This window comes from Dactylosporangium sp. NPDC049525, assembly GCF_040676755.1.
Lineage (GTDB): Bacteria > Actinomycetota > Actinomycetes > Mycobacteriales > Micromonosporaceae > Dactylosporangium.
In genome coordinates this window covers 373,997-390,844 of record NZ_JBFAPO010000003.1, presented here as the reverse complement: position 1 = coordinate 390,844, position 16,848 = coordinate 373,997, and the positions used below count along the sequence as shown (strand labels likewise).

Annotated in this window: 13 protein-coding genes; 7 read left to right on the top strand and 6 right to left on the bottom strand. The window is 72.3% G+C overall.

The genetic code is table 11. From position 1 onward, the window contains the following. Positions 1 to 103: 103 nt before the first annotated feature. The 3 genes from AB0K00_RS08535 (at position 104) to AB0K00_RS08525 (ending at position 5,027) form a co-directional block, all read left to right on the top strand. Positions 104 to 1,933, top strand: coding sequence for an ABC transporter ATP-binding protein (locus AB0K00_RS08535; protein ID WP_363517651.1), 1,830 nt, complete (start codon positions 104 to 106; stop codon positions 1,931 to 1,933). After that, complete coding sequence (locus AB0K00_RS08530; RefSeq protein WP_363517435.1) at positions 1,930 to 3,714, top strand: ABC transporter ATP-binding protein; 1,785 nt, start codon at positions 1,930 to 1,932, stop codon at positions 3,712 to 3,714. The genes AB0K00_RS08535 and AB0K00_RS08530 overlap by 4 nt, the downstream gene beginning before the upstream one ends. A gap of 875 nt (positions 3,715 to 4,589) precedes the next feature. Next, positions 4,590 to 5,027, top strand: a complete 438-nt coding sequence (locus tag AB0K00_RS08525) for a hypothetical protein (RefSeq protein WP_363517432.1) — start codon at positions 4,590 to 4,592, stop codon at positions 5,025 to 5,027. Here the strand turns inward: AB0K00_RS08525 and AB0K00_RS08520 are convergent. The 4 genes from AB0K00_RS08520 to AB0K00_RS08505 form a co-directional block, all read right to left on the bottom strand. Then, positions 5,024 to 5,638, bottom strand: coding sequence for a TetR family transcriptional regulator (locus tag AB0K00_RS08520; RefSeq protein ID WP_363517429.1), 615 nt, complete (start codon positions 5,636 to 5,638; stop codon positions 5,024 to 5,026). The genes AB0K00_RS08525 and AB0K00_RS08520 overlap by 4 nt on opposite strands. Positions 5,639 to 5,671: 33 nt before the next feature. After that, the gene (locus AB0K00_RS08515) at positions 5,672 to 6,409 is read right to left on the bottom strand and encodes an ABC transporter permease (RefSeq protein WP_363517426.1); all 738 of its coding nucleotides are present in this window, start codon (positions 6,407 to 6,409) and stop codon (positions 5,672 to 5,674) included. Between the two features lie 3 nt (positions 6,410 to 6,412). Beyond that, positions 6,413 to 7,156: an ABC transporter ATP-binding protein gene (locus AB0K00_RS08510; protein ID WP_363517423.1), complete on the bottom strand. Its 744-nt coding sequence runs from the start codon at positions 7,154 to 7,156 to the stop codon at positions 6,413 to 6,415. A gap of 139 nt (positions 7,157 to 7,295) precedes the next feature. Continuing rightward, the gene (locus AB0K00_RS08505) at positions 7,296 to 10,424 is read right to left on the bottom strand and encodes a hypothetical protein (protein ID WP_363517420.1); all 3,129 of its coding nucleotides are present in this window, start codon (positions 10,422 to 10,424) and stop codon (positions 7,296 to 7,298) included. A 290-nt stretch (positions 10,425 to 10,714) separates the two neighbouring features. Between AB0K00_RS08505 and hisI the strand changes: the two genes are divergently transcribed. From hisI to ligD, 4 genes are read left to right on the top strand one after another with little or no spacing between them, the layout of a single operon-like run. Then, positions 10,715 to 11,068, top strand: a complete 354-nt coding sequence (gene hisI / locus AB0K00_RS08500; protein ID WP_363517417.1) for a phosphoribosyl-AMP cyclohydrolase — start codon at positions 10,715 to 10,717, stop codon at positions 11,066 to 11,068. Then, entirely contained in the window at positions 11,065 to 12,600 is a 1,536-nt protein-coding gene (locus AB0K00_RS08495; RefSeq protein ID WP_363517414.1) for an anthranilate synthase component I, read from the top strand. The genes hisI and AB0K00_RS08495 overlap by 4 nt, the downstream gene beginning before the upstream one ends. Continuing rightward, entirely contained in the window at positions 12,597 to 13,121 is a 525-nt protein-coding gene (locus tag AB0K00_RS08490; protein WP_363517411.1) for a Trp biosynthesis-associated membrane protein, read from the top strand. Before AB0K00_RS08495 ends, AB0K00_RS08490 begins: the two co-directional genes overlap by 4 nt. Positions 13,122 to 13,130: 9 nt before the next feature. Continuing rightward, positions 13,131 to 14,396 (top strand): non-homologous end-joining DNA ligase, encoded by a 1,266-nt coding sequence (gene ligD, locus AB0K00_RS08485; protein ID WP_363517409.1) that lies wholly within the window; start codon positions 13,131 to 13,133, stop codon positions 14,394 to 14,396. Here the strand turns inward: ligD and AB0K00_RS08480 are convergent. Together AB0K00_RS08480 and AB0K00_RS08475 are read right to left on the bottom strand one after the other, a co-directional pair. After that, positions 14,393 to 15,733 carry a hypothetical protein gene (locus tag AB0K00_RS08480; RefSeq protein ID WP_363517407.1) on the bottom strand — a complete coding sequence of 447 codons (1,341 nt, stop codon included), beginning with the start codon at positions 15,731 to 15,733 and terminating at the stop codon, positions 14,393 to 14,395. The two genes, ligD and AB0K00_RS08480, sit on opposite strands and share 4 nt — an antisense overlap. Before the next feature lie 4 nt (positions 15,734 to 15,737). Then, entirely contained in the window at positions 15,738 to 16,835 is a 1,098-nt protein-coding gene (locus tag AB0K00_RS08475) for a serpin family protein (RefSeq protein ID WP_363517404.1), read from the bottom strand. Positions 16,836 to 16,848 lie beyond the last annotated feature (13 nt).

Here is a 16,848-nt window from a genome sequence, read left to right as displayed (position 1 = left end):
CCGTCGGGGCCGGTTTCTGTCGTACCCCGTCGGTAAGGTTGCAGACGGTCGGGGCGACTTACCGGCCGGATGCTACGGAGGGCGGAACGTGACCAGCGGCAAGGTGCTCCTCAAGGGGCTGTGGGTGCTCGGCCGGGCCGTTCGTGACGAGCCTCACATGTTCGCGATCTCGGTCGTCGGCAGCGTGGTGTTCAGCCTGCTCACCATCGCCACCGCGTTCGTCTCCGGCTGGGTGGTCGGCGAGATCGCCCTGCCCGCGATCGACGAGCGGCACGTCACGTTCGGCACGCTGCTGCTCGGCGGCGTCGCGATCCTCGCGGTCAGCCTCGGCAAGATCATCGGCATCTTCGGCCGCCGGCTCGGCGCGGGCGCGATGCAGTTCCGCCTCCAGGCGCGCTACCGGCAGGCCGTCACCCGGCGCTACCTGCGGCTGCCCCTCGAGTGGCACCAGCGGCACGCGACCGGCACGCTGCTGTCCAATGCCAACGCCGACGTCGAGTCCGCGTGGTATCCGATCGCGCCGTTCCCGATGGCGGTCGGCACCGTCGTCATGCTCGTCGCCGCGATCGTCTCCCTCTTCGCCACCGACTGGGCCCTCGCGCTGGTCGGCGTCGCGATCTTCCCCACGCTGCTCGGGGTCAACGTCGCCTATTCGCGCCGGATGGCGCCCCGCGTCGCCAGAGCCCAGCAGCTGCGGGCCGAGGTGAGCGCGGTCGCGCACGAGAGCTTCGACGGCGCGCTCGTGGTCAAGACGATGGGCCGGGAGGCCGCCGAGACCGAGCGGTTCTCCGCCAAGACGGTCGAGCTGCGCGACGCCACGATCCAGGTCGGGCGGGTCCGGGCCGCGTTCGACCCGGTGCTCGACGCGCTGCCGAGCATCGGCACCCTCGCCGTGCTCGTCGTCGGTGGCCTGCGCTTCCGGCAGGGCGCGGTCGACGTGTCCGAGGTGGTCAGCGTCGCGTTCCTGTTCACGGTCCTCGCGTTCCCCGTCCGGGCCATCGGCTGGGTCCTCGCCGAGCTGCCCCGCAGCGTCGTCGGCTGGGAGCGGATCCGGCACGTGCTGGACGCCGAGGGCGATATGGTCTACGGCTCGACCGCGCTGCCGGAGCTGCACAAACCGGCCGCGCTGCGCTTCGACGACGTCCACTTCGCCTATGCCGGCGCCGACGGCGAGCGCGGCGCCGACGTGCTCAGCGGCGTCACGTTCGACGTGCCGGCCGGGCGCACCGTGGCGCTCGTCGGCTCGACCGGCTCCGGCAAGTCGACGGTCGCCGGTCTCGCCGCCCGCCTGGTCGACCCGCACCGCGGCGCGGTCCGCCTCGACGGCGTCGACGCCCGCGAGCTCACCCAGGAGGCGCTCGTCGGCACCGTCGCGCTGGTCGCCCAGGTGCCGTTCGTCTTCGACGACACCGTGCGGGGCAACGTGACGCTCGACCGGCGCACCGCCGCTGGCGACCCCGTCGACGACGAGGCCGCCTGGTCGGCGCTGCGGCTCGCCCAGGCCGACGGGTTCGTCGGCCAGCTCGGCGACGGCCTCGACACGAAGGTCGGGGAGCGCGGCACGTCACTGTCCGGCGGGCAGCGGCAGCGGCTCACCATCGCCCGGGCCCTGGCCGGCGCGCCGCGACTGCTGGTCCTCGACGACGCGACCAGCGCCGTCGACCCGCGCGTCGAGGCGGCGATCCTCGCCGCGCTGCGTCGCGACGACGACCGGCAGGCCTCGATCCTCGTGGTGGCGTATCGGCGGGCCACGATCGCCCTCGCCGACGAGGTCGTCTACCTGGAGCGGGGCAGGGTCGCCGCCCGCGGCACCCACGCCGACCTGCTCGCCACCGTCCCCGGCTACGCCGACCTCGTCACGGCCTACGAGAAGGCCGAGGCGGAGAAGGAACGGGAGCACGTCTTCGACGACGAGGAGAGCGTGACCGCATGACCACGGTTCTGGACGCCAAGGGGACCGAGGTCGCCAAGCCGGGGGTGTTGCGGCGCGGGCTGAGCCTGTCGCCGGAGCTGTTCACCGGGCTGGCCGGCACGCTCGGGCTCGCCGTGCTCGCCACCGCCGGCCGGGTCGCGATCCCGGTCGCCATCCAGCAGGGCATCGACAAGGGGCTGCGCGCGCCCGGCGGGCCCGACGTCGGCATGCTCACCGTCATCGTGTCGATCACCGCCGGCGTGCTGTTCCTGACGATGCTCAGCGCGGCCATGATGAACGTGCGGCTGTTCACCGTCAGCGAGACGGCGCTCGCCGGCATCCGCACCCGCACGTTCCGGCACATCCACGATCTGTCGATGCTGCACCAGCAGTCGGAGCGGCGCGGCGCGCTGGTCTCCCGGGTCACCGGCGACGTCGACCAGATCAGCCAGTTCCTGCAGTTCGGCGGCCTGATCTTCCTGATCAGCCTCGGGCAGCTGATCGTCACCACCGCCGTGATGTTCTTCTACTCGTGGCAGCTGACGCTGGTCGTCATCGTCGCGTTCGCGCCGCTGGTCATCGTCGTGCGGCACTTCCAGCGCCGGCTCAGCGTGCTCTATCTCGACGTGCGGGAGAGCATCGGCGCGATGCTCGGCGCGATCGCGGAGAGCGTCGTCGGCGCCCCCGTCGTGCGGGCCTACGGCGTGCAGCACCGCACCGCCGAGCGGCTCGACACGGCCATCGACCGCAGCCGCCGGGCCCAGTTCCGCGCGCAGACGAACAACGTCATCAGCATGAGCTTCGGTGAGTTCGCGGCCGGGCTCGCGCTCGGCAGTGTGATCGTCATCGGCACCCTGCTCGGCGTCGACGGGCAGCTGAGCATCGGCCAGCTGACCGCGTTCCTGTTCCTCGCCACGCTGTTCGTCCAGCCGGTGCAGGTCGCCACCGAGGTGCTCAACGAGGCACAGAACGCGATCGCCGGCTGGCGCCGCGTCCTGGACATCATCGAGACGTCACCGGACGTCGCCGACCCCGGCGCCGCCGGCCGGGACCTGCCCGAGGGCGCGGTCGACGTACGGTTCGACCACGTGCACTTCGCGTATCCGGACGGCCCCGAGGTCCTCACCGACGTCGACCTGACCGTGACCGCCCGCACCCGCGTCGCCGTCGTCGGGGAGACCGGCAGCGGCAAGACCACGTTCGCCAAGCTGCTGACCAGGCTCATGGACCCCAGCACCGGCAGCGTGCTGCTGTCCGGGGTGCCGCTGACCGAGGTGCGGTTCGAGTCGCTGCGCAGCCGCGTCGTCATGGTCCCGCAGGACGGGTTCCTCTTCGACGCGACCGTCGCCGACAACGTCCGCTTCGCCCGGCCCGACCTCAGCGACGTCGACCTGGAGCTGGCGTTCACGGAGCTCGGCCTGATCGACTGGGTCGACGGGCTCAGCGACGGGCTGCAGACCGAGGTCGGCGAGCGCGGCGAGGCACTGTCGGTGGGTGAGCGGCAGCTGGTCGCCCTGGCCCGCGCGTATGTCGCCGACCCTGACCTCCTCGTGCTCGACGAGGCCACCAGCGCCGTCGACCCCGCGACCGAGGTCCGGCTCCAGCGCACCCTCGACGCGGTGACCCGGGGGCGGACGACGATCGCGATCGCGCACCGGCTGTCGACCGCGCAGAGCGCCGACGAGGTCATCGTCGTGGACAAGGGGCATGTGGTGCAGCGGGGGCCGCACGCCGAGCTCGTCACCGACGCGGACTCGATTTACGCCCGGCTGTACGCGTCCTGGCTCGAACAGACCCGCTGACCGTTTCCATCGTTCGCGATGCCTTTGGTCGCGTTCTTTTGGTCGCGGCCGGCTGCCTTGGGTCGGTTCGGGCTTGGAGGCTGCCGGGTCCGCGGGGCGCCACGGGGGCGCTGTGGGTGGCCGCGTGATTTCGCTGCGCTAGTCGCTATGCGGGTTCGCCGTGGGCGGCGGCGGAGGGGGCCGGCTGGCCTTGGAGCGTTGCGCCGGCGGTTCGCGGGTGCTGAGCGTTCGTGTTTGGGCCGGTTCGGGACTCGGAGGCTGCTGGGTCCGCGGGGCCGCTGTGCCGGGTCGCCGTGCGATTTCGCTGCGTGGGTTCGCTGCGTGATTTCGCTGCGTGGGTTCGCCATGGGCGAGCGGCGGAGGGGGCTGGCTGGCCTTGGAGCGTTGTGTCGGCGGTTCGTGCCGGTGTCGGCGGAGCCCGTGGTCGCCGCACGCCGTGCGGGGCTTGCGCGGTGCGGGCTGCGATGCTGCGGTGCTTGTGTTGGGCGGGCTGCCGGGGCCTGTGTCGGGCGGGCTCATGCAGTGCGGGGCAGCGTGAGCCCGTGCTGGGCAGGGCGGCGTGGCCTTGTGCTGGGCAGGGCGGTGCGGGCGGCGTGGGTTCGTGCCGGGTAGGGCGTGCAGGCAGTGCGGGCTCGTGCCGGGCGGTTTGCGGAGGCTTGTATTGGGCGGCCCTTGCATCGGGGCTTCCGTGGGTGGGGCTTGCGGGACTTCCCACAAACCCGGCGGATTGCTGTTCGCCGGCGACCACCGATCCACCGGGTTGTCGAAGATTCGGCGGCACGGTGGCGCTGGGAGTACACGTGCGGGCCGGCGATCGATGGAGGTGCCGCGCGTCGAGGGTGATGACGTGGGGCGCAGGACCTACAGTGGCTGTTGTGCCAGCCGGGGGGCGTCGATACGTGCCGATGCAGGTCCGGGTCGCGGTGACAGGGTTCAATGCGATCGGCGGCGTCATGCTGACCCTTGCGCTCACCGCGCTGGGGGTGCTGCTGTCCGGGATGCAGGTCGATCCGGCCAACCAGGGCGGCACCGGATACCTCGACTTCGTGCTGTTCTTCAACGCGGTGCTGTTCCTGTTTCCGCTTGCCGTGGTGCTGGTGTTTCTCGGTACGCGGATCAAGCGGGGCGAGCACTGGGCGTGGCTGGCGAGCCTGGTGTTCTGGACGTTCGTGGGCACGATGGCGCCGCTGCTGACATGGCTGCTACCGGCGCCGCTGCCGTTCGCGGTGGTGCCGATGTGCTGCGCCGCCGGGCTGGTCGGGCTGCTCCTGACGCCGCAGGCCAGAGTGCATTGCGCCGACGTCGACGACTAGTCGCCGGCGACCGGTGCGGGCGTGTGCAGCGGCTCGGTGAGGTACCGCTGGATCGTCGGCGCGATGCTGTACACGATCTCGTCCTGCGACATGGATGCCATCGGCTCGACCTTCAGGATGTAGCGGACCATGACGATGCCCGCCATCTGCGACGCGACCAGCGCGGCGCGGCGCGGGGCCTCGGCGGGGTCGAGCTGCAGGTGACCGATCGCCCGGCGCAGGACCTGGGTCACCAGGAACTCGCGCAGCATCCGTGCGGACCACTCGTGCTGCAGCGCGCTGCGGAACAGCGCCGCCGCCGAGGAGCCGGCAGGTGAGTCCCACACGCCCAGGAACGTGCGGACGAGCCGCTCGCCGATGCCGTCGAGGCCGGCCTCGAAGATCTTCGGGATCAGCTCGCCCGGGTCGATCGGGGCTTCCATCGTGGCGAGGAAGAGCTTGTCCTTCGCGCCGAAATAGTGGTGCACCAGCGCCGGGTCGACCCCGGCGCTGGTGGCGATCTGGCGGATGGACGCCCCGTCGTATCCACGCTCGGCGAACGCCTGGCGGGCGGCGCTCAGGATCGCCTGGCGGGTGTCCTGGTTGCCGGGGCGTCGTCCGGTGCGTGCCATGTGCCTCTTTCCGTCCTTGGTGGTGCCGATCGCTCAGGGGGTACGCCGGCGGAGCGTTGCTGCCCCGAGCAAGAGTGCCACGATGACGCATCCGACGATGACGCCGAGGTCCCGCCACATGACACCGGTAGGTTCGGTGTGCGCGCCGAGCTCGGTGAGTGCCTGTACCGCGTAGGACATGGGCAGGACGTCACTGATCGCCTGCAGCCAGCCGGCCATCTGGTCGCGGGGCTGCAGCAGCCCGCAGAGCAGCACCTGCGGCAGGACCACCGCCGGCATGAACTGCACCGCCTGGAACTCACTGTTGGCGAACGCGCTGACCAGCAGGCCGAGCGCCATGCCGAGGACCGAGTTGCCGACCGCGATCACGCCGACGAGCCACGCCGGCCCGAGCGTGTCGAGGCCGAGGATGAGGTACGCGAGTGCCGACGCGATCGTTGCCTGCACCGCTGCGGCGACGGCGAATGCGATGCCGTAGCCGACGAGGATGTCGACCTTGCCGATCGGCGTGGTGAGCAGCCGCTCAAGGGTCCCGGTGGTCCGCTCCCGCAGCATCGCCACGCTGGTCAGCAGGAACATGATCACCAGCGGGAACACGCCCAGCATGATCAGGCCGACGCGGTCGAACAGCAGCGGGTTGGTGTCGTACAGGTAGCGCAGGAGCGTCAGCAGCACCGTCGGCACGACAATGATCAGCGCGATCGTGCGCCGGTCGTGCCTGAGCTGTCGCAGGATGCGGCCGGCGGTCGCGAACGTCAAACGAGCGGACATGACTCAGGCCACCTTCTCTTTGTCTGATTCCTGCACTGATTCCTGCGCCTGCACCAGCCGCAGGAACGCCTCGTCCAGATCGTCGGTGCCGGCCCGCTCCCGCACCGCGGCGGGGGACTCGTCGGCGATGAGCAGCCCCTCGCGGATCAGCAGGAGCCGGTCGCAGCGCCCCGCCTCGTCCATCACGTGGCTCGACACCAGCAGCGTCGAGCCGGCCTTCGCCAGGGCGTGGAACCGCTGCCACAGCTCGTTGCGCAGCACCGGGTCCTGCCCGACGGTGGGCTCGTCCAGCACCAGCAGTTGCGGCTTGCTCACGATCGCGCAGGCGAGCGAGGCACGGGCCCGCTGCCCGCCCGACAGGGTCCCGACCAGCTGGTCCTTCGCCTGGCTCAGGCCCACGTCGGACACGGCCGCGTCGGCTTCGGCGGCGCCCAGCCCGTACAGCGAGGCGAAGTATCGCGCGTTCTCCTTGACGGTCAGGTCGGCGTAGACGCTCGGCGCCTGCGTGAGGTAGCCCACCTTGTCCCGCAGCGGCTTCGACCCGGCCGGGTGCCCCAGCACCGTGACCGTGCCACTGACGATCTTCTGCACGCCGACGACCGCGCGCATGAACGTGGTCTTGCCGCTGCCGCTCGGTCCGAGCAACCCCGTGACGCTCCCGCTGGGCACCGAGCAGGTGAAGTCGTGCAACACCCGCCGTTTGCCGCGCGCGATGACGAGGTGTTCCACCTCGATCGCGTTGGTCATCTTCGATTCCTCCGGTCAGGGAAATAACTCAACGGTTGATGAACTCAACGGTAGATGAAATCTTGGACGTGCGTCAAACACGAAAATCGGGGCGGACCGATGACCGGTCCGCCCCGTTGTCGCCTTGCTGGGTTGGTGGCTAGAGCGCGAGCACGCGCTCCAGGAACTCCTTGTACTGCCGCAACGCCACCCGCAGCGCCTCGGTGTCGGGGTTCTTCGACGACCGGTGCGGGTCGATCGCGAGCTGCTGCTCCTGCAACTTCTCGGCAAGTGTCTCGATGGCGTCACTCACCACCGCGGACGCCCGCGTCAGCGCCTTCACCGGGTCGTCGACGAACTTCGACTCCGCCTTCACCAGCCGCGAACGGAACTTGTCCGCCCGCTTCGGCTTCCACAACACGATCCGCTGCTCGGCGATGTCACCGGGACGGAGCGGGAGGGCAGCGGCGGCCGCGTACTCGAGCTCCTCGTCGACCTCGTCCACGTCTTCGTCGTCGTCGTCGGCGGCCGCTTCTGCGACGGGCGCGTCGTCCTCGTCCTCATCGTCGTCGGTGTCGGTCGCCTCGGCGGCCGGCTCGTCGTCGGTGTCGTCGTCGGACTCGTCGTCATCGTCGCTGTCGGCTTCGGCGGCCGGCTCAGCGTCGGCTTCCGCTGCGGGCTCGTCGTCGGTGGCTTCGGCGTCCTCGTCGGCGGCAGCGGCTTCGGCGGCCGGCTCGTCGTCGGCTTCGTCGCTTGCCTCAGCTTCGTCGCTTGCCTCGGCTTCGGGCTCGGCGGTCAGCTCGTCGATGTCGGCAACCAGGTTGACGTCGTCGGCGGTGGCTTCGTCGGAGTTGTCGACGCCGGCGTCGATCGCGTCGGCCAGGACATCGGCGGGGGTTTCGTCGTCGCTCGCCTCGACCTCTGCCGCTGCGTCCTCGACCTCGGCGTCGGCGGTGGGTTCGGCGGCGGCCTCGTCCGTGTCGGCCTCAGCGTCGGCAACCTCAGCGTCGGCGTCGGCGTCGGCGTCGGTCTCGGCGACCTCAGCGTCGGCGTCGGCAACCTCGGCGTCGGCGTCGGTCTCGGCGACCTCAGCGTCGGCATCGGCAACCTCGGCCTCGGCAACCTCGGCGTCCGCTTCTGCTTCGGGCTCGGCGGTCAGTTCGTCGATGTCGGCAACCAGGTTGACGTCGTCGGTGCTGGCTTCGTCGGAGTTGTCGACGCCGGCGTCGATCGCGTCGGCCAGGACATCGGCGGGAGTCTCCGCCTCCGCGGCCGGCTCGGTGCTGTCCGGCTCGTCGTCCGTCTCGGCAGTGGCGTCGGCCTCGTCGCCGGCTTCCGCCACGACGTCCTCGGCGGCGTCTCCGTCCGCGTCCTCGGTGGCCTCGGCTTCGGCCTCGAACGCTGCCTCGGCCTCCGGCTCGTCGTCGCCGGCCACGTCGGCTTCAGCGGCCGGCTCGTCCTCTGCGACGGCGTCCTCCGCGACCGCGTCCTCCGCGACCGCGTCCTCCGCGACGGCGTCTTCGGCAGCGGCTTCGGGTTCGGCGGTGTCGTCGTCGTCGGCGGCGGCTTCGGCTTCGGGCTCGTCCTCGGCGGCTGCCGACTCTTCCTCGACCGCGGCCTCGGCTTCGGGCTCGGCGGCCTCGTCCTCGGTGGTGGCCTCGGCTTCGACGGCGGCCTCGGCTTCAGGCTCGTCGGTAACCGATGCGTCGTCTTCGGTGACTGCTTCGGCGGCGGGCTCGTCCTCGGCGGACTCGTCCTCGGTGACCGCTTCCGGCTCGTCGGCGGAGGCCTCTTCAGCAACTGCTTCGGCGGCGGGCTCGTCCTCGGCGGGCTCTTCGTCGGCGGCAGCTTCCGGTTCGTCGGCGACCGCTTCGTCGTCGGCGGTGGTCTCGTCGACTACTGCCTCGGGCTCTTCGTCGGACTCGGCCTCGGCGGCTGGCTCCTCGGCGGCAGCCTCGTCTTCGACGGTCGCTTCCGCTGCGGGCTCCTCGTCCTCGGCGGGCTCCTCGTCGGCAGCGGCCTCTTCGAGGGCCTCGGGCTCTTCAGCGACTGCTTCGGCGGCGGGCTCGTCCTCGGCGGGCTCTTCGTCGGCGACAGCTTCCGGTTCGTCGGCGACCGCTTCGTCGTCGGCGGTGGTCTCGTCGACTACTGCCTCGGGCTCTTCGTCGGACTCCGACTCGGCGGCTGGCTCCTCGACGGCAACCTCGTCCTCGACGGCCGCTTCCGCTGCGGGCTCCTCGTCGTCGTCGGCGGTCTCGTCGGCGGAGACCTCTTCAAGGGCCTCGGGCTCTGCGGTTTCAGCCTCTACGGTGTCGGCTTCCGCGGCGGGCTCGTTCTCGACGGCGGCCTCCTCGGCGGAGACTTCTTCGAGGGCCTCGGGCTCTGCGGTCTCGGTCTCCTCGACGGCTGCTGGCTCGTCGATCGCCTCGACCGTGTCGAGGGCTTCGGGCTCGTCGACCGCCTCGGACGCTTCGACCGCTTCCGGCTCCTCGGCTGCCTCCGCCTCTTCGACCGTCTCGACGGCTTCAGGCTCGATCGTTTCGAGGGCCTCCGCCTCCTCGACCGCGTCGATGGCTTCCGGCTCGTCGACCGTCTCGGACGCTTCGACGGCCTCCGGCTCTTCGGCTGCCTCGGCGTCTTCGACCGTGTCGAGGGCTTCGGGCTCGTCGACCGTCTCGGACGCTTCGACGGCCTCCGGCTCTTCGGCTGCCTCGGCGTCTTCGACCGTTTCGATGGCTTCCGGCGCTTCGACGGCCTCGGACGCTTCGACGGCCCCAGGCTCTTCGCCCGCCTCCACCTCTTCGACGGCTTCCGGCTCTTCGACGGCCACTGGCTCTTCGACCGTCTCGACGGCTTCCGGCTCTTCGGCTGTCTCGGCGGCTTCGAGGGGTTCGGCTTCGAGGGTGTCCGTCGCTTGGAGGTCGGCGGTCGGGGAGGACTCGGCGGCGTCTGCGTCGACCCCAGCGGCCGGCTCCTCGTCGGTGGAGGCGGAAGCGTCCTCGGTGGCCGGGCCGACGATGTCGGAGATGTCGTCCGGCACGGCGACCGTGATCGCGTCGGTGTCCGCGAGGGCAGGCTCGGCGTCCGCCTCGGTGACCACCTCCGCGGCCGGCTCGTCGGTGAGGACGTCGGCGGGGTCGGTGAGGGTGTCGGCCTCAGCGGCGGCGGTGGCCTCGACGGGTGGGGTGATGTCCTCGACGGGCTGGCGCTGCTCGGGTACGCCCGGTGGGGGTGTGACTTCCGGGGAGGGGCTCGACTGGTCGTTCGGCGGGGTGAAGTTGGGATGCATGGCGGGTCCTCCGTCCGCTCGGTCGGAACGGGGGGAGGGGCCACCCGTTCAGACTGCTGTGGGCTCAGCGCTGGGGTCGCGGACGCCGGGAGGCCAAACGGCGCCCGGCCCGGTGCCGCCAAGCCAACGGCAGGCGGGACCCCCGGGCGAGGAGGGTCGGCCGACGGCAGGCGGGGAGGGATGAGCGACCGCCCAGACTTCCGTGCGGCGCACCGTCAAGGTACTCCGCAAACACGACCAGCCATAGACCCCAAACCGACGAGAGAGGGCCGTGCGGGAGAATTACGGTTGTGTCGTCGAACCTTGATCCAGAAGTCGCGGACCGTTTGCTTCGCAACGAGGCCGGGTTGGTGCCCGCGGTCGTGCAGGAGCACGGCACCGGGCAGGTGTTGATGTTGGCCTGGATGGACGATGAGGCGTTGCATCGGACGTTGACGACGGGGCGGGCGACGTACTGGTCGCGCAGCCGCAACGAGTACTGGGTGAAGGGCGAAACGTCCGGTCACGTCCAGCACGTGCGGTCGGTGGCGATCGACTGCGACGGTGACACGCTGCTGGTGACGGTCGAGCAGACCGGCGCCGCCTGCCACACGGGCAACCACAGCTGCTTCTACACCCCGCTGAGCTTGGAGAGCGCACAGTGACGACAGGAGCGGTGTCGCCGGACGAGTCGACGTTCCGTGAGCTTGCCAGGAAGCGCCGGGTGGTGCCGGTGACGCGGCGGCTGCTCGCCGACGGGGAGACGCCGGTCGGGGTGTACCGGAAGCTGGCCGGCGGGCCGGGCACGTTCCTGCTGGAATCCGCCGAGCAGGGCGCGGGTGCCGCGGGTGCGGTCTGGTCGCGCTACAGCTTCATCGGTGTACGCAGCGTGGCGACCCTGGTCGAGCGGGACGGCGGCGCGCACTGGCTCGGCGACCCGCCCGCCGGCGTACCCGTCGAAGGCGACCCGACGCAGGTGCTGCGAATGACCATCGAGGCGCTGACCGCCGACGACGCGGACCTGCAGGGGCTCGACCTGCCGCCGCTGTCCGGCGGGCTCGTCGGGTTCCTGTCCTACGACGCAGTGCGGCGCTTCGAGCGGCTGCCGGAACTGGCGGTCGACGATCTCGGGCAGCCCGAGCTCGGCATGATGCTGGCGACGGACCTGGTGGCCCTGGACCACTTCGAGGGCGCGGCGCTGCTCATCGCCAACGCCGTCCTGCCTGAGGTAGGCGCCGACGAGGCGACCGTCGCCGCGGCGTACCACCAGGCGATCGGCCGGCTCGACGCGATGACGACGGCGCTGTCCCGGCCGACGCCGCCGATGGTGTCCACAGTGGACCGGGTCGGGCCCGGTGACGTGGTCAGCCGGACGCCGGCCGGTGGCTACCCGAAGGCGGTCGAGGTCGCGAAGGAGGCGATCCGGGCCGGCGAGTGCTTCCAGATCGTGGTCGCGCAGCGCTTCGAGCGGGCCACCGACGCCGACCCGATCGACGTGTACCGGGTGCTGCGCTCCACGAACCCGAGCCCCTACATGTACCTGCTGCGCTTCGACGGCTTCGACGTGGTCGGCTCGTCACCGGAGGTGCACGTCAAGGTCGACGGGCGGCGGGCGCTGCTGCACCCGATCGCCGGCACCAGGTGGCGGGGTGCGACGCCGGAGGAGGACAACGCCCTGGCCGCGGACCTGCTCGCGGACCCGAAGGAGCGCGCCGAGCACGTGATGCTCGTCGACCTGGCCCGCAACGACCTGGGCCGGGTCTGCAAACCGGGGACGGTCGAGGTGCCGGAGTTCATGACCGTGGAGCGCTACAGCCACGTCATGCACATCGTCTCCACCGTGGTCGGCGAGCTCAACGACGACCGGACCGCGTTCGACACCCTGGCGGCGACGTTCCCGGCGGGCACGCTGTCCGGGGCGCCGAAGGTCCGGGCGATGGAGATCATCGAGGAGCTCGAGCCGACCCGGCGCGGCCTGTACGGCGGTGTCGTCGGCTACTTCGGCTTCGGCGGCGACATGGACACGGCGATCGCGATCCGGACCGCGCTCATGCGGGACCGGATGGCGTACGTCCAGGCCGGCGCCGGCATCGTCGCGGACTCCGATCCGCTGTCGGAGGAGGCGGAGACGCGCAACAAGGCCGCCGCCGTCCTCGCCGCCATCGCGACGGCCGAGACCCTGCGGCCCGCCCGATGAAAGGACGCAGGGGGCTGACCGTCACGGCCCTCGCGACCGCGCTCGCGTCGGCGGTCGTGCTGTTCGCCGCCACCCGCAACTGGGACGCGATCATGACGCACCAGGTGTCGCCGCTGCCGCCGACGACGAAGTACCGCACGGGCTCGGAGATGTCGCCGTGGCTGCCGGCGCTCGGGGCGGTCGGCCTGGCCGGCGCCGGTGCCCTCCTGGCGACCAGAGGACGGTTGCGGACCGTCGTCGGCGGACTCCTCGCCGTCGCCGGCATTGGCATCATCGGTGCGGTGATCGAGGCCCTGCGGCACCGCATCGGCGTGGGCTGGCCGGTCCTGACGATCGTCGCGGCGGCGGTCGTCGTCGCGGCGGGGGCGCTCACCATCCGGTACAGCGACACCTGGCCGGAGATGAGCGCCCGCTACGACCGGCCGCAGGCCGGGCACACCGACAAGACCACAACGAAGGCCCCGCAGACCGAGCTCTGGGACGCCCTCGATCGGGGCGAGGATCCGACCGCCGACAAGTAGGGTTCGCCTATGGCGAGCAGCAGCAAGGAAGTCCTCGAGGTCGCCGGGCGTGAGGTGACCGTCACCAACCCCGACAAGGTGTACTTCCCGAAATCCGGCCGCACCAAGCTCGACGTCGTCCGCTACTACATCGCCGTCGCCGACGGTGCCCTGCGCGGCGCCGGGGGGCGGCCGATGGCGTTGAAGCGGTATGTCAACGGCATCGAAGGTGAGGCGTTCTTCCAGAAACGGGCGCCGGAGAAACGCCCCGAGTGGATCGAGACGGCACAGCTGCGGTACCCGTCGGGCCGCACCGCCGAGGAGGTCGTCCTGCGTGACGCCGCCCAGCTCGCGTGGGTCGTCAACCTCGGCTGCCTGGAGTTGCACACCCACTCGGTCCTGGCCGAGGACGTCGATCACCCCGACGAGCTGCGCATCGACCTGGACCCGGTGCCGGGCGTGCCGTGGGAGCAGGTCGTCGAGGTGGCGCTCGTCGCGCGGGACGTCCTCGCCGACCACGGGCTGGTCGGCTGGCCGAAGACCTCCGGTTCGCGCGGGTTCCACGTGTACGCCCGGATCCACCCCAACTGGACGTTCGCGGAGGTGCGCCGGGCGGCGGAGGGCTTCGCCAGGGAGGTGGCCCGCCGCGCCCCGGACATCGCGACCGGCGCCTGGTGGAAGGAGGAGCGGCACGGCGTTTTCGTCGACTACAACCAGAACGCGAAGGATCACACCACGGCGTCCGGGTATTCGGTGCGCCCCTCCGAGGAGGCCCGCGTCTCCATGCCGCTCACCTGGGACGAGGTGCCGGGGTGCGACCCCGCGGCGTACACGATGGAGTCCGTGCCGGGCCGCCTGCAAACCGGCACTGACGCGTGGGCCGGCATCGAGGACGCCCGCGGCGACCTGACGGCGCTGCTGGAGCTCGCGGCGACGTACAAGAAGCAGGCGCCGGCGAAGAAGGGCACGGGCCGCCGCGCGCCGAGCATGCCGCTGATCGAGATCGCCCGGGCCGCGACGAAGGACGAGGCCCTGGAGGGTCTGGAGCGGTGGAAGGCCCGGCACCCGGCGGTGTGGCCGCTGCTGGAGCCCGCCGACGTGCTCGTCGACTCGATGCGCGGCATCAACAGCCTGTGGACCCGCATCCGGCTCAACCTCGTGCACGTCCCCGAGGCCGACCGCCCGGAGCAGGAGCCCCTGGAGGTCGACTACGACCCGTTCGCGAAGTGGAAGGAGATGCAGGCCCGCGGCGAGATCCCGGCCCGCTGGCGCCGCCCCACGGACGAGCCGGTCTAGACCCGCAGCAGGTGGCCGTCGCCGAGGTTGGTCCCGGCGTCGCGTTCCACCGCGCCACCCCAGACGAACACCATGTCGGGCCCGGCGACCAGGGTCGCGGCGAGGCGGCGGCCGCCGGGCGGGTCCTGCAGGCGCAGCCAGCCGCCGGTCGCCGGGTCGAGCAGGTGGCCGCCGACCGTGACCCGGCCGCCGGTGCTCAGCGCCGGGTCGATCGGCAGCGGACCGGCCGGCCGCGGCGGCTGCGGCAGGGGACGCCACTGGCCGGTGGCGACGGTGAGCATGCCGCCCTCGGGATAGGAGCGGCCCCAGTTGCCGACCTGCCCGCCGTCGGCGCGGCCGGTGCCGGTCCAGACGACCGTGCCGGCCGCCACCGCCAGGCTGGAGTGCAGGAGCTCGGTGCCGGTGGGTGCCGCCCACGTCGTCAGCGCCGGGTCGAGCGTGGCCAGCCGCACCAGTGACGGCTTGGTGGCGCCGGGGTCCGGGACGAGGTCCTCCGCGGCCAGCAGCAGCCGGTCACCGGTCCACACCGCGATGCGGTTGAACGACGGGCCGAGCGGGTCGTCGGGCAGCACCCGCCACGCGCCGGTCGCGGCGTCGAACGCGGCGTCCACGGTCGCGCCGTGCTCGTCGGTCCCGGCCACGACCACCGGCGTGCCGCCCGCGTCGAGCAGCTGCCCCGCACCCGGCGGTGGCGGAAGCCTCGTCCACGCGGCGCCGTCGTACACGAGGAAGGCCGCGTCCCGGGTCAGCGCGTAGACCCGGCCTTGGGCGGCGACGAGCTGGTCGCCGGGGCCCAGCGGCGTGGGTGCGGCGGCGATCGGCTGCCAGGTGCCGCTCGCCGGGTCGTAGGCGGCGCCGTCGGTCAGGGCGGGGCCCGGCGCGCAGTCCGCGTTGGGTGGGCACGGCAGGTCCGCCGATCCGCCGACGACGAGGAACCGCCGGCCGTCCCACACGCCGAGCGCGTCGTGCCGCGCTGAGAGTGGTCCCGCGGCCACCGCGGTCCAGGAGCGGTCGGCCGCCGCGGAAAGGCCGCCGGGAGCACAGCCCGCCACGGCGGCCAGGACCGTCACCGCCGCCAGGATCCTGCGCATGCGAGCAGTATGTCGCGGCTCAGGTGGGGGCGTGTACCGGTCGGGCGGTGCACGGTGAGGAAGGTCCGCCTGGTCGAGGAGGTCGTGTCCGGCGTCGACGGTGAACCGGGGCAGCCGCAGTGCGGTGCCGCCGGGGCCGAGCAGCAGCACCACGTCGATGTCGTCGCAGCCGCGGACGGTGACGCTCGTCAGTGCGCCGGTGACGCGGACCGCGTCGAATGCCGGAATTGTCGCTGATGCGGGCACCGGTTCAGAGCCGGGTGCCGTTCGGCGCGCGGACGGCCTGCCCGTCGACCCAGCCGGCGAACAGGACGAGGCCGGTCGGCCGGTGCACGGTCAGGAACCCGAACGGCCGGTCCAGCACGACGTGGACCTGCTCGTGGTCCTCGGGCATGCGCCCGCCGGCCCTGGTGCCGAGCGCGGTGACCGCGGCGGCCCGGAACCCGAGCGCGGTGAACGAGGCGGTCGCTGCCTGCGCGCCCTGCGACACGGCCAGGGGTTGCGGGCCGATGCCGGGAAAGTGCCCGCGGCCGGCGTCGGTGGCGGTGCGCAGGCCGAACAGTGCGGCGTGGGCGAGCAGGTCGTGCCCGCCGTCGACGGTGAAGCGCGGTAGCTGCAGGAACAGCCCGGGCGGGCCGCCGCCGCGGCCGACGCTGATCCCGGGCCCCCACAGGGCCCCCGGCGCCGTGCGCGGCGTCTCGATGCCGGCGGCGAGGACGTCACCCGCGGCGGCGCCGGGCTCGCCGAGCAGCAGCACCACGTCGATCCCGTCGCCGCCGCGGACGGTGACCGTGGTCAGCGGACGGCCGGCGAGGGCGCCCGCGGCGGGGGTGACCACGGCGACCGGGTCGGTCGTGGCCTGGAACCGGTGCAGGCCGGCCAGCCACGCCCCGCTCCATGGCCCCGCGCCGCCGCTCAGGAGGCCGTCGGTGAACGGCTGCTCCCAGGTGGTCGTGACGGTCAGGGCGCTGGCGAGCACCAGCAGCGTGTCGCCGGTGACCTGGACCGGCATGGCGGGGATGAGCCCGCCGGTCTGCTCGGCGGCCCACGCGTCCAGGGGCGCCCGGTCGCCGCTGAGGACGCCGGCGACGAGGTCCTGCCAGGCCGGGTTGAGGGGCACGCCGGCGCGGGGCCACAGGCCGACGGCGGCCCGCACCGCGTCGCCGACCGGCAGCGCGAGTGGCGCCGGCGCGACCGCCTGGAGCTCGTCGCGGGCTGGGCCGGCGGCGGCGGTGGCGAGGAGGTGCAGCAGCGGGTACACGCCGGCGCCGGACAGCACCGTCGGGCCGGTGACCGTGGCGGCCCACGCCGCGGTGAGGGTGTTCGCGGCGGGAGTTCCGGACGTCATGTGGGCATTCTGG